Source organism: Acinetobacter amyesii (genome assembly GCF_002018365.1).
Lineage (GTDB): Bacteria > Pseudomonadota > Gammaproteobacteria > Pseudomonadales > Moraxellaceae > Acinetobacter > Acinetobacter amyesii.
Genome location: NZ_MVKX01000004.1, coordinates 271354 through 283962 on the forward strand (window position 1 = coordinate 271354; position 12609 = coordinate 283962).

A 12609-nucleotide genomic window follows, 5' to 3' on the forward strand; every position below is an offset into this window, starting at 1 on the left:
AGATCGAAAAAATGGATCAGAACAAATTCGATTGTCTTATACTCAAGAGTATAACACAAAAATTAGTTAAGTTTACCCTTCAAACCTGCCAAAACATCAAACGGGTTGTCCCGTTTTTCTTCAACAAGCTCTTCAGCGGCAGGTTGATGCTTATGTTCACAAGCGTCGTGCTTAGGTGACAAAGGCATCAACAATAACAATTCATCCTCTATCAGTGAGAGTAAATCAGCAGTCGCAGGTGCATCATATGAACCTTTGGTTGTTGCTTCACTTTCACCTAAAACGATGAAATCAGCATCCTCATCCAAGCGCTCTATCAGTGACTCGTCATCTACAAGAGCTAGATGAAAACTTAAAACAAGTGGGATCTCAACAGTATCCAGACAACGCTGGCATTCCATTGGAACATTTGTTTCAACATGACCATCCAGCCATACAATGCGATGATAAGCATCCATTGATAGCTTACAGTCTATGTTAATCAATTGATCATCAATTGATCCAACAGCTTCACGAGCAATACGAACAAAGCGAGATAATGGCAGTGTTCCTGACCATTTAAAGCCCTGTTCAGCCCATTTAAACGGCTCAATCTGTGCCGGAAAGGTATTTGCTGACATAATTAAGGCGGCAATTCTACAAATTCATCAGTACTCTGTCAAAGATTAAGATACAATTTTGTACTTATTTAGACAGACCATTTGGGTAACTTAAGTTATGCATCTGTTGCAGCCGCAAACAGAAGTGAATGTTTCATCACTTATGAGCACAATTTCAACGCTTGATTCTGACATTTCAACCGACCAAGTGCAACTCTCGGCTTGGGAGAAACTTTCCACAGAAACAGAACACGTCGATTGGCTCATCTTACACTTTAATCATTGGTTTTCCCACCTGAATGTGAGCTTAGTGAAAGGTGACTTTGAGCCCGAGTACTTTCCTGCAGATTTAAACGGCCCTGCCCGTATTCAATTTGCCCATGGTTATTTCAATAGCGCCTTGCATGAAATTAGTCATTGGACCATTGCTGGTGATCAACGCCGTTTACTTCCCGATTTAGGTTATTGGTATGCACCAGATGGTCGTAGTAAAGAGCAACAAGCCCTCTTTGAACAGGTGGAGATTAAGCCCCAAGCGATCGAATGGTTATTTGCCAAAGCCTTTGGACGTAAGTTTCGTGTATCACTTGATAACCTCACTGGTGAAGGTGGTGATGGCAGCAGCTTTAAAGATAATGTCTATACACAATTACAGGCTTATTTTAAGGGCGAAGCCAAACTTCCACGCGATGCTTGGCGCTTTATCCAATGCATTTGCCACTGTACACGTGCTGGCAAAATGTTACAGGCGAATGAATTTCAACGTGAAATGCTTGATTAAATTATACAATTTGACTGCATTTCACATTGCACAAAGCAAATAGACCGCGACATAATGTCTAGAGCTTTTAATAATAAGAGGAAAACGACATGTTGCATTTAAGAATACATCCGGAAAATCCTCAGCCCCGTTTAATTACGCAAGCCGTTGAACGGATTCGTGCCGGCGATGTGGTGGTTTATCCTACAGATGCCGCCTATGCCATCGGCTGCCAAATTGGGAACAAAAATGCCATGGAACGCATTGCCCAAATTCGTCAGCTCGATGCTAAACATCAATATGCGATTATTTGTGCAGATTTATCTGACATTGCCACGTATGCCAAAGTCGACAATGCCATGTATCGTTTATTGAAAAATAACACCCCTGCGGTCACTACCTTTATTTTGCCTGCGACCAGTGAAGTTCCTCGCCGTTTAATGCATCCTAAAAAGAAAACCATTGGACTGCGTATTCCGAGCAACCCGATTTGCCAATTATTACTCAAAGAACTCGGTGAGCCTTTATTAACATCGACCTTAATTTTACCGGGCCAAAAAGAACCGATTGATGATCCTTACGAAATTGAACTGCAAATCGGCAAACGAATAGATGTATTAATTGATGGCGGTTTAGGTACTTTAAATACCACTAGCGTTGTAAACCTTGCAGGTGAATACCCTGAAGTGATTCGCCGTGGTGTCGGTGATGTAAGCGCTTTTGAGTAAGCGCTTATTTTCATAAATCAGTATTTCATCAATTTCGAATCACGGGTGTTTCCCACCCATCATATTCCCCATTATTTTCAATACATAACTCAAGTAGCTCCCAAGTCACTTGATTAATACTAGGTAAATCCACACTGTCTATTCGACCAATTTGGATACTGTATGGATTTTCATTTTCATCATTTTTAGACTGTTCTACAATTTCAAATCCACGTTCTTGTATTTTTTGAAGAAAATGATCTCGATCTTCGCTTGTTTTAAAATAACACCAATGCTCAACTGGACGCTTCACAGTCAAAACATCACCATACTGTTCTAAACTCTCCAATATATGAATATTTGCTATACTCTGCATTGCAAAAGCATTCGGATAAATTGAATCACAATAAATACTCCACTCAGGATCTACCTTTGCACCAAAATTGATTTGGTAATTTTCTTCTTGCTGAATTATTTTTTGAATATTCGACTCACTGTACTGATTTTCATTAACATAAAAATAAAACTCTCTTAAACCATTATGCGTCAGTCGACCAACATATATTGCATGTAAAGCTTGCTCAACCTGAGGGATAAGTCGATCCTCTAATTCAATTAGACCATCATATTCCTCTGGTGATGACATTCCATCCTCAGTAGGTTGATTTAATTTTACTTCAATCCATAAAATTTTGTTTTTATCTGCAATGGGTGCAACTTGTCGCAGAGCTAAATTTAGATAATAACTTGCTGGACGATCCTCAATGCTACATATATAAAAATCCCAACTTTCTGGAATATCTATTTTTTCAATCTCTTCACTTTTTTTCTTAAAAAATTTATCCCAAAATCCCATTTTTATTTCTCTTATCAATTTAATTAAATATTACATCAACTACTTAAAATCAAAAATATCAATCCACTTTAAATACAATCACTTTAAATGCACAATATTCACTCAAGCAATAATAAGATACAGCCTCAAAACATGAGGACAAATTAATATGAGTAAATGTTCTTACCCATACACCTTCACAAAATCCCCCAAACTGATCTTCTGCTGACCATCATGATCAAAATTATCTGCCTTTAACCAAGCACTATATGCTTGATCGAGTGCATCCCATTCTTCATCCAAAATCGCAAACCAAGCAGTATCACGGTTACGACCTTTCACAACAACATGTTGCCGAAACAGCCCTTCAAATTGAAAGCCAAAACGCAAAGCAGCGTTTTTCGAAGGCGTGTTCAAGTCATCACACTTCCACTCCACCCGTCGATATCCCACTGCAAAGCATGCTTTTAACAACAGATAAATAGTTTCTGTTGCTGCGGTTGATTGCTTCATTAAACTTGAAAAATAGACATTACCAATTTCGATGACGGCATGTGCTGGGCGTACATTGAGCAAACCAATCCACCCCACAACGGCTTCACCAACCTCAATGACATAATGCATCGAACCCGCAAAATGAAAGGATTGCTGAAAATAATCACGCAATTGCTGCATGCTTTGAATTTGAGAATAAGGCAAATACGTCCAACAACGTTCATCGGGTTCTTGTTGTACTGTCTGCCATAGCCGCTGTAAAAGACTATCATCAAGCTGATCGGGCAACATCGGAATAAGCCGAACAGATTGCCCCACTTCGGTTTTACATCTGAACTGGCAAGGTTCAAACTGCGTCAACGTCATCCCTACAGACTGACCCCATTGATTATATTGTTGTGGCATAGCTAATATTCTTTTAGTCAATTCATTCAAATCATTTCATAATGGACGCCCATCATCCAGACATCACAGCTTAAATGTGTTCACGGTTTGATGCGTGTATTTTTTATAATTAACACAAGATGTGATCGATATCACAGCTTTAAAATTTTACATGTGTATAAATAAAGCCTATTCCCTATAAATTTTAAGTTTTTTACCCAATTCAACCGTTCAGTAATTTCTTTAAACGCATTTTTCCATTACACTATTCCCTATAACTTTTGTGCTTTTACTTTCGATGTGAGATCGAAGCGAAAAGCTGTCTGCATGCCTTTGAAAATTCGCGTGGCCTATAATTGCAATGAACCAAACTGTCCATAATTCTATGGAAGATGCTCCACACATTCGCGTTTTGGATGAGTGGCAAGAAGCTATTCCAGAAGATTTGTACATTCCACCCGCTGCATTTGAAATTCTATTAGAGCATTTCGAAGGACCACTCGACTTTCTGATTTACCTGATTCAAAAAAATGGCTTCGACTTATTACAAGTCGATATTGCCCCGATTGCATCCCAATATTTGTCCTATATGGATGCAATGAAATCTCTAGATATTGAATTAACTGCAGACTATATGGTGATGGCAGCCCTATTGGCCGATTTAAAATCGCGTCTATTATTGCCAAAACCTAAATCGACGGCTGCACATGAACAAGATCCTAAACAAGAATTAATTGACCGTTTAGAAACGTATTTGCGCATCAAACAAGCTGCGGAAAGATTAGGTCAAATGTCAGTATTGGATCGGGATACTTTCGATACCAATGTCAGTTTAGGAACGATTGTCGAAACCAATGATGGCTATGACATTCAATTACTTCGTGATGCCATACTCTGTGTCTTTAATCGACCAGAACCGGTTACCCACCAAATTCTACAAGAACCTGTCTTACTCGAAGAACGTATTGCTTATATTGAAACTAAGCTAGAGTCAGGTGAAGTATTAGACTTTGCGGACTTACTCAAACCAAGCCAAGGCCGCATGGGTGTTGTCGTGACATTTATGGCCGTGTTGGAACTGACACGCCAACAAAAAGTCCAAATTGTCGCATCAGGTGTAGAAGCACCGCTTGCAATTCAGGGAGCACGTGCATGAACACTGAACTTAAACAAATGACTGCGGTGTCTTCAGAAGATAATCTGCATGAAATTTTGATGCAGCTTGAAGCCATTATTTTTGCCAGTGAAGCGGCAGTGAGTATTGCCCGTTTAAAAGAGGCTTTCCAAGACCGTTTCAGTAAAACCGAATTACGCCAATATTTGCAGCAGCTTTCAATGCTGCAACACGGCAGATCAATTGAACTTGTTGAAACCGCTCAAGGTTTCCGTTTTCAAGTACGTGCAAAATATCGTAATATTATTGCACAGACCTGGCCTGAACGACCAACTCGTTTATCGCCATCCTTGCTCGAAACTCTTTCTGTCATTGCTTACCATCAACCGGTAACCCGCGCAGATATTGAGCAAATCCGTGGGGTGACCAACAATAGTCAAATTTTACGTACGTTATTTGACTGGAACTGGATTAAAGAATCTGGTTTTCGTGAACTCCCAGGACGACCCGCGTTGTTAGTTACAACGCCTCAATTTTTAAATGCTTTTGGTCTAACCTCTTTGGGCCAATTGCCTCCCCTGCAGGATGCCAAGGAAGCTTTTATGGCCCTCGATGCGAATGCACCGAAGTCATAAATAGGTGAACTGTTGATGATAATTTCTAAGGTTATGCTGTCATGAGTGAAAAATTGCAAAAGGTGCTCGCACGCGTTGGTTTGGGTTCTCGCCGTTATATGGAAGAAGTCATTGCCGCTGGTCGTGTAAGCGTAAATGGGCAAGTTGCCCAAGTGGGTGAACGTATTGAACCGGGTGATGAGCTTCGCATCGATGGTCGTAAAGTTCAGTTCCAAATTGAAGACGAAATTCGTCGCCGTGTGTTGATTTACTACAAACCAGAAGGCGAAATTTGCTCACGCAATGACCCTGAAAACCGTCCAACGGTATTTGAACAATTACCTCAAATTACAGGTGATCGTTGGGTGATGGTGGGTCGTCTAGATATCAACTCTACAGGTCTATTGCTGTTCACGAATGACGGTGAACTGGCGAACCGTTTAATGCACCCTTCTAGCGAAATCGAGCGTGAATATGCTGTTCGTGTCATGGGTGAAGTCACTCCTCAGTTAAAAAACAACATGTTACAAGGCGTTGTTTTAGATGATGGCCCTGCAAAATTTGAGTCATTCTCTGAAATTGGTGGTGACGGTATTAACCGTTGGTATCAAGTGGTCGTAAAAGAAGGTCGTAACCGCGAAGTTCGTCGTATTTTCGAATCTCAAGGCTTAAAAGTGAGCCGTCTTTTACGTACACGTTATGGTTCAGTAATTCTGCCACGCGAACTACGTACTGGTCGTTGGATCGAACTAGATAAACAAGATATCGACAACTTAACCAAGTCTGTTGAGCTTAAACCACGCCAAGGTACTGGCCTGTTTGGTATGGCGAAACGTCGTACTGAACGTATGCAAGACAAACCAATGGCGGCACGTCGTGGTGGTTACTTACGCCAACAACGTCGTGACAGTGACGAAAACCAGCCCCAACAAAGCAATGGTTATCAAGACAACCGTGGCGAACGTCGTACTGGTCGTACTGAAGGTGGTTTCCAAGGCAATGGATTTAACCGTTCAGAGCGTCGCAACGAAGGGTTCAACAATAACCGTAATGATCGCAACAATGAAAACTTCGGTAACCGTGAACGTCGTAACGACAATTTTGGCAATCGTGAGCGTCGTAATGACTCTGTGCCAAGTCGCGCATTTAGCGGAAACAACAAAGGCTTTAAGAAATTTTAATTTCTTAAGCACAAAAAAACCGCTCATTTGAGCGGTTTTTTTATACCAACACTAAACAAATTGTTCAGTGGTTTGTGGAATCGCATTCAGCAAACGCTTGGTATATTCATGCCGAGGTGATCGATACAACTCATCCGAGTTTGCAATTTCAACGATATCACCATGGTTCATCACCATGATTTGGTCAGAAATATATTTCACCACAGATAAATCATGTGAAATAAAGATATAGCTCAAACCAAATTCATCTTGTAAATCTTGCAATAAATTCAGAACTTGGGCTTGAACAGAAACATCTAGTGCAGAGACAGACTCATCACAGATTAATATTTCTGGCTTTAAGGTCAAGCATCGTGCAATGGCAATACGTTGACGCTGACCACCAGAAAACTCATGTGGATATCGATAAAACGCTTGGGCAGGCAAACTGACTCGCTCTAGTAAATCAAACGCCATTTGCTCTCGTTCTGCATCATCCTTCCCAATCTGATGCACTTGCATCGGCTCCATTAGAATTTGCCCCACAGTAAAACGTGGATTAAGTGAAGCATATGGGTTTTGGAAAATAATCTGTATTTTGCGCTGATATTGGGTAAATTCTTTGTCGCTCATCGCCAAAATATCATGACCTTCAAACAGCGCCTGACCACCTGTCGCTTCCTGTAGACGCATCAGTAAAAGACCGATTGTGGTTTTACCTGAGCCTGATTCTCCAACCAATCCTAGCGTTTTACCTTTCGCCAGTTGAAACGAGACACCTTTGACCGCCTGATACTCATCCTTACCAAATAAACCCTTGCGGCTATAAAACGATTTTTTCAGGTCTTTGACATCTAAGATAATCTGTTCGTTACCCGTAAGACCACGCGTTCGTTGTCTACGGGTTTCCTCAGATAAATGCACATCCTCAATCAGCTCATCACCATTTTGACGCATAAAATCACTGATCATTGGCAATTTATAAGGACGCTCAGACATCTGAGGACGGCACTTGAGCAAAGCGCGTGTGTAAATATCTTTAGGATGGTCCAGCACTTCATTGACCAAGCCTTGTTCACGGATTTCTCCATGACGCATGACAATCACCTGATCGGCAATTTCACTTACCAATGCTAAATCATGTGTAATGAACAGCATCGACATCTCACGTTTCTTTTGCAAGGCTTCAAGTAAATCTAAAATTTGCTTTTGAATCGTCACATCAAGTGCTGTGGTTGGCTCATCTGCAATCAATAACTTCGGCTCACATGCAATTGCCATAGCAATCATGACACGTTGCTGTTGACCACCTGACATTTGGCTGGGATAGGCATCGATTTTCGTGTCAGGAGAAGGAATACCCACTTCCTTCAATAACTCCAAAGTCCGTGCTCTTGCCTGCTTCCGTCCCATACCTAGATGAAGTCGTAATACTTCGGCAATTTGATCGCCCACCGTAAAGACAGGATTGAGTGACGACATCGGTTCCTGAAAAATCATCGCAATATCTTTACCGCAGATATTACGCATTTCTCTTGGAGACAGACTCAGTAAATCCTGCCCTTCAAAAATGATTTTACTGCTTGCATCTATACGGCTTTGGTCACGTGGTAACAGCCCCATGGTTGCCAACGAGGTCACCGACTTGCCACTACCAGATTCTCCCACAAGCGCCACAGTTGTATTGGCAGGAATGTCAAAAGATATTCCTTTGACCGTTTCGATATAACTTTTATCTTCGGCTTTAAAGCTCACTTTCAGGTTTTGAACACTGAGGAGCGTTGGTTTAACAGTTTGATTTTGTTCCGTCATCCTTTACTCCTCCTTATTTCAATTTTGGATCTAATGCATCACGCAGTGCATCAGTAAACATCGAAAATGCCGTAACCAAAACCGCCATCGCTACAGATGCTGCGATAAGTTGCCACCATTTACCTAAAATCAATTCACTTTGTGCTTCATTAAGCATACTTCCCCATGACACAACCCCAACAGGAACGCCAAATCCCAAGAAGCTCAAAATCACTTCTGACTTAATAAAGGCCACCACTAAAATTGAAATTTGCACCAATGCAATATGACTGACGTTCGGAAAGATATGCACAAAGATGCGTCGGAAATGACTCACCCCTATCGCTTTGGCAGCGAGCACATATTCACGCGAAGTATGTTTCATGTACTCTGCACGAATCAGACGATATACCCCCGTCCATCCAGTAAGTCCCAGAATAAGGACAATTGATAAGATCCCCTTTTGCTGTAGTACAGCAGCAATCGCAAGAACCAAGAGCAAATACGGAATCGAGGTAAAAATGTTATAGAACCAGTTTAAAATATCATCAACCCAACCACCGAAGTAGCCAGAAATTGCCCCTAAAATTGTCCCAATCACGACAGCAAGTAATGCAGCTACCACGCCAACAATAATAGATGTTTCAGCACCCTTAATGGTTTTTTGCAGGACATCCTGCCCCCATTTATCCGCACCAAACGGTAAAGTTTGTTTTAGCTCACTTTGTTGATCTAACAAATGACCACCCAATTGCTGATCAATCGCCTTCATATCTTCTGCTAGTGGATCGACAACGCCATAGTAGTCAATTGCATTGGCACCACCTTGCTCAGTCGCAATCTCTGCATTCAGTTCAGCAATTACATCTTTTAAAGGATCAACAGGATTTTCAGGCAATGCCATATCTTCTGCTGATGCTTTGGTTTTGGCTGTTTCATTGAGTTCCGCCCCAATAAAACTTGGAGGTGCATAACTAACTGCCACTTCTTTATTCCAATTGGATGCAACCACGCCTGTCATCGACAATAGCAACACCACGAAATAGCACAGTACAACGAACAACGACACCATCGCTAATTTATCGGCCTTTAGGCGTCGCATCGCCAACTTCCACAAGCCAGTCGATGCAGGTGTTGATGCCGTTGCTTTGGTCTTATTGAATATTCCTAGCATAGGCCACCTACTTCAACTGAACGCGAGGATCGACAAGTTTATAAATCAAATCCGCGATTAAGTTAAAAATCATTGTAGCCGCTGCAACGTAGACTGTAATCGCCTTAATGACAGGGAAGTCACTGCGTTCAACAGCAATAATGACTTCACGACCAATACCCGGAATACCAAAGAATCGTTCAATCAGGAAAGCGCCTATCAGCAGTGCCGGTAGACTCGACATGACATCGGTAATAATTGGAATTGAGGCGTTACGCAGTACATGTACACCTAGAATACGGCTTTCACCTACACCTTTTGCGCGCGCAGTTCGAACATAGTCTTGATTGACTTCATCCAATACAAAACTGCGGTATAAGCGCAAAGTTGGCGCAATACTCACCACCAACATAATTAAGATAGGCAGTAAACCGTATTTAAATAAGTTTTCGCTAAAGTGATCACTCCACCCTTGAACCGGAAACCAACTCAACTGATATGCAAATACGTATTGGAAAACAATAATGTAAACCAAAATACTGATCGACATACCAATCGTACAAAGCATCATAATCATACGATCGGTTAATGTGCCACGAACTGAAGCCACAGCAAGTGCCAAACCAATTGAAATGATCGTTTGCAAAATGGTCAAAGGAATTAAAATCGTCAGTGATGGTCCTAGACGGGTCAAAATAATATCTGACACCGACTCACCTGTACTCCAACTCATTCCATAATCAAAAGTTAAAATCTGCTTAATGAAAATCCACAATTGGACATAGTAGGGTTGATCAACCCCCAACTGTTGTCGAATGTTTTCAATTTGCTCTGGGTTCGACATTTTGCCTGCTAGAATATAAGCAGGGTCCCCACCTACCCAGTTAAATAAGAAGAATATGAGCAGAACAACCCCCAACATCGTTGGGATCATCTGCCATATACGCCGTATGATATATGCCAGCATAAAGTTGTCCTTACTTCACTCGTTGTCCAGTAATTTCATCAAAGAACGCTTTGTTATCAGGTTTACGACCTAAGAAATCATGCACCAATTTTTCTGCTTCATATTGACCACCTTGCGACAAGATCGTTTTGCGGTAGCGTTGTCCCACTTCAGGGTTATTTAGGTTATCTCCGAAAGCAGACAACATATCGAGTGCCATCACTTCAGACCACATATAGCCATAATAGCCAACCTGGTAACCGCCCATGATATGGTTGAATTGTCCTGGGAATTCAGTACTTGGGACATAGCCTAAAGCTGTCTCGCCTTCCATTTTCTTCCAAACATCTAGAGGTTTAACACTCAAAGCATCTGATGAGTGAAGTGCCATATCATATTTTGCATACAAGGCTTGACGTGCATAATGTAAACCACGTCCATAGCTATGAACTGCTTTTAATTTATTAATCAGGGCATCATCTACAGGTGGACACGCTGGATTACAGTAATTTGCGAGTGTAGATAAAGTTTCTTTACGACGCGCCCATTCTTCATACATTTGTGAAGGTGCTTCTACAAAGTCGCGCTCTACTGAAGTCCCCGATTGGGATGCATAACGGGTATTCGACAAAATACCGTGTAAAGCATGACCAAACTCATGAACAAAGGTTTCAAGTTCATCACTATTTAAACCTTTACGGTTAAAGTTGGTCACCAAAGCAGAAATCGGTTTACGCTTAGTCAAGGTACTACCACCTTTTACGCCCCAAACAGCTGCATGACCATACTTCCCTTCACGTGGGTATTTATCGATATATAAACCACCAAGCAGCTCACCGGTCTTTTTATCTTTTACATCATAATATTCAACTTCTGACTGCCAAACATCGACTTTCGCAGGCTTAAATTCAATGCCATAAAGGTCAGATGAAATGGCAAAAATCCATTCTTGAGATGCTTGGGTTGGGAAATAGTCACGCAATTTTTCTTGATCGATTTGATACTTTTCTTTGCGAAGTTTTTCACTCCAGTAACTCTCACTCCAGCGATTTATTTCGGCTTTTTCGAGTGGAATTTTCAGGCTTTTCGCTTTGAACTCACGTAAAGTCTCAACTTCTTTTTTCTCTAAAGGTGCCACCGTTTGATGAACATCAGCTAAGAACTTATTTACTGTTTCAGGGTCTTTTGCCATACGGTGTTGCAACACCCATTCAGCATAGCTTTTTTTACCAAAGAGCTGCGCAATTTCATAACGTAAATCCATTGCTTGCTTTAACAATACTAAGTTTTTCTCAGTACCACGACGCGTGAATGCAGTTTGGTAACGCTTACGCGCATCATCGCTTTCTGCAAGTTCCATAAATGGACGGTATTCTGGGTACTCAAAACCAAGCAAATAATTGCCCTTTTCATTTTTCTTTAAGCCCGAAATATAACTGTCTGGCAAGCCTTTCAATTCAGCCGGTGTAAACTCCAATTTTTCTTTATTGTCTCGTACATTACGCGCATATTCTTGTTCAATTTTTGCTAATTCATCAAAGATAGCTTTCAAACGAGCACGTTTTTCAGGTGTAAATTGCACCCCTGTATTTTCAAAACCATCCAAGATGTCTTGACGCATTTTTTTATCAATTTCGTCATTGGTTTTGAGTTTTTTAATTTGCTCATAAAGTTTTGGATTTTGATAAACCGAAGTTTGAAACTCCATAATTTTAATTTCACAATCTTCCGCAGCCTTACGTAAAGCCTCATCAGGATCGACGTTGCTATATAGTCCGATTGGTCCATAAAAATCTTCAAATTTGGCAAAAATTTGATCCCACTCCGCCAAAACAGGTGCTGCTTTTGCATTATTTTTTATCTTTTTTTGCTCAAATGCCGCTAAATCTGTTTTCACTTGCTGAATTTTGGCATCACACAGCGCAGGTATTTCTTTGGCTTGGAACTTTGGCAAAGTACTCCGTATTGAATCTTCGGCTTGAACGAATTGGCTAGCGCCGATCATCAACATACTGAGTGTGGTGAGTTTCAAAGCTTTATTTTTCATAATT

12 protein-coding genes are annotated in these 12609 nt (G+C 41.1%); 5 read left to right on the plus strand and 7 right to left on the minus strand.

What is annotated here, in order from left to right; translation table 11 throughout:
• Window positions 1-62 precede the first annotated feature (62 nt).
• On the minus strand, window positions 63-620 hold the full coding sequence (locus B1202_RS08130; protein WP_078190057.1) for a YceD family protein: 558 nt from the start codon (window positions 618-620) through the stop codon (window positions 63-65).
• 97 nt (window positions 621-717) lie between these two features.
• Here B1202_RS08130 and B1202_RS08135 point away from each other — a divergent pair, with 97 nt between their 5' ends.
• Window positions 718-1380 (plus strand): elongation factor P hydroxylase, encoded by a 663-nt coding sequence (locus tag B1202_RS08135; RefSeq protein WP_078190058.1) that lies wholly within the window; start codon window positions 718-720, stop codon window positions 1378-1380.
• Between the two features lie 89 nt (window positions 1381-1469).
• On the plus strand, window positions 1470-2087 hold the full coding sequence (locus B1202_RS08140; protein WP_078190059.1) for an L-threonylcarbamoyladenylate synthase: 618 nt from the start codon (window positions 1470-1472) through the stop codon (window positions 2085-2087).
• Between the two features lie 28 nt (window positions 2088-2115).
• On the opposite strand, the gene B1202_RS08145 is transcribed toward B1202_RS08140, so the two are convergent.
• Entirely contained in the window at window positions 2116-2922 is an 807-nt protein-coding gene (locus tag B1202_RS08145; RefSeq protein WP_078190060.1) for a DUF695 domain-containing protein, read from the minus strand.
• 162 nt (window positions 2923-3084) lie between these two features.
• Window positions 3085-3801, minus strand: coding sequence for a GNAT family N-acetyltransferase (locus B1202_RS08150; protein WP_078190061.1), 717 nt, complete (start codon window positions 3799-3801; stop codon window positions 3085-3087).
• A 340-nt stretch (window positions 3802-4141) separates the two neighbouring features.
• Between B1202_RS08150 and B1202_RS08155 the strand changes: the two genes are divergently transcribed.
• Genes B1202_RS08155 through rluB form a run of 3 tightly spaced genes read left to right on the plus strand, consistent with a single transcriptional unit; the run spans window position 4142 to window position 6689 of the window.
• Window positions 4142-4936, plus strand: a complete 795-nt coding sequence (locus B1202_RS08155) for a segregation and condensation protein A (RefSeq protein WP_078190062.1) — start codon at window positions 4142-4144, stop codon at window positions 4934-4936.
• Complete coding sequence (gene scpB, locus B1202_RS08160; protein WP_078190063.1) at window positions 4933-5529, plus strand: SMC-Scp complex subunit ScpB; 597 nt, start codon at window positions 4933-4935, stop codon at window positions 5527-5529. Before B1202_RS08155 ends, scpB begins: the two co-directional genes overlap by 4 nt.
• A gap of 41 nt (window positions 5530-5570) precedes the next feature.
• Window positions 5571-6689: a 23S rRNA pseudouridine(2605) synthase RluB gene (gene rluB, locus B1202_RS08165; protein WP_078190064.1), complete on the plus strand. Its 1119-nt coding sequence runs from the start codon at window positions 5571-5573 to the stop codon at window positions 6687-6689.
• 51 nt (window positions 6690-6740) lie between these two features.
• On the opposite strand, the gene B1202_RS08170 is transcribed toward rluB, so the two are convergent.
• The 4 genes from B1202_RS08170 to B1202_RS08185 are packed head-to-tail and all read right to left on the minus strand — an operon-like array spanning window position 6741 to window position 12605.
• Window positions 6741-8480: an ABC transporter ATP-binding protein gene (locus tag B1202_RS08170; RefSeq protein WP_078190065.1), complete on the minus strand. Its 1740-nt coding sequence runs from the start codon at window positions 8478-8480 to the stop codon at window positions 6741-6743.
• Window positions 8481-8493: 13 nt separating this feature from the next.
• Complete coding sequence (locus B1202_RS08175) at window positions 8494-9633, minus strand: ABC transporter permease (RefSeq protein WP_078190066.1); 1140 nt, start codon at window positions 9631-9633, stop codon at window positions 8494-8496.
• A gap of 7 nt (window positions 9634-9640) precedes the next feature.
• Complete coding sequence (locus tag B1202_RS08180) at window positions 9641-10579, minus strand: ABC transporter permease (RefSeq protein ID WP_078190067.1); 939 nt, start codon at window positions 10577-10579, stop codon at window positions 9641-9643.
• A 10-nt stretch (window positions 10580-10589) separates the two neighbouring features.
• A complete protein-coding gene (locus B1202_RS08185) occupies window positions 10590-12605 on the minus strand; it encodes a M3 family metallopeptidase (RefSeq protein WP_078190068.1) in 2016 nt (671 codons plus the stop codon).
• Window positions 12606-12609: the final 4 nt, after the last annotated feature.

Excerpts from the sequence above, each read along its gene's own strand:
- B1202_RS08175 (WP_078190066.1), bottom strand. The coding sequence starts at position 9,633 with ATGCTAGGAATATTCAATAAGACCAAAGCAACGGCATCAACACCTGCA.
- B1202_RS08150 (WP_078190061.1), bottom strand. The coding sequence starts at position 3,801 with ATGCCACAACAATATAATCAATGGGGTCAGTCTGTAGGGATGACGTTG.
- B1202_RS08185 (WP_078190068.1), bottom strand. The coding sequence starts at position 12,605 with ATGAAAAATAAAGCTTTGAAACTCACCACACTCAGTATGTTGATGATC.
- B1202_RS08145 (WP_078190060.1), bottom strand. The coding sequence starts at position 2,922 with ATGGGATTTTGGGATAAATTTTTTAAGAAAAAAAGTGAAGAGATTGAA.
- B1202_RS08180 (WP_078190067.1), bottom strand. The coding sequence starts at position 10,579 with ATGCTGGCATATATCATACGGCGTATATGGCAGATGATCCCAACGATG.
- rluB (WP_078190064.1), top strand. The coding sequence starts at position 5,571 with ATGAGTGAAAAATTGCAAAAGGTGCTCGCACGCGTTGGTTTGGGTTCT.
- B1202_RS08170 (WP_078190065.1), bottom strand. The coding sequence starts at position 8,480 with ATGACGGAACAAAATCAAACTGTTAAACCAACGCTCCTCAGTGTTCAA.
- B1202_RS08130 (WP_078190057.1), bottom strand. The coding sequence starts at position 620 with ATGTCAGCAAATACCTTTCCGGCACAGATTGAGCCGTTTAAATGGGCT.
- B1202_RS08135 (WP_078190058.1), top strand. The coding sequence starts at position 718 with ATGCATCTGTTGCAGCCGCAAACAGAAGTGAATGTTTCATCACTTATG.
- scpB (WP_078190063.1), top strand. The coding sequence starts at position 4,933 with ATGAACACTGAACTTAAACAAATGACTGCGGTGTCTTCAGAAGATAAT.
- B1202_RS08155 (WP_078190062.1), top strand. The coding sequence starts at position 4,142 with ATGAACCAAACTGTCCATAATTCTATGGAAGATGCTCCACACATTCGC.
- B1202_RS08140 (WP_078190059.1), top strand. The coding sequence starts at position 1,470 with ATGTTGCATTTAAGAATACATCCGGAAAATCCTCAGCCCCGTTTAATT.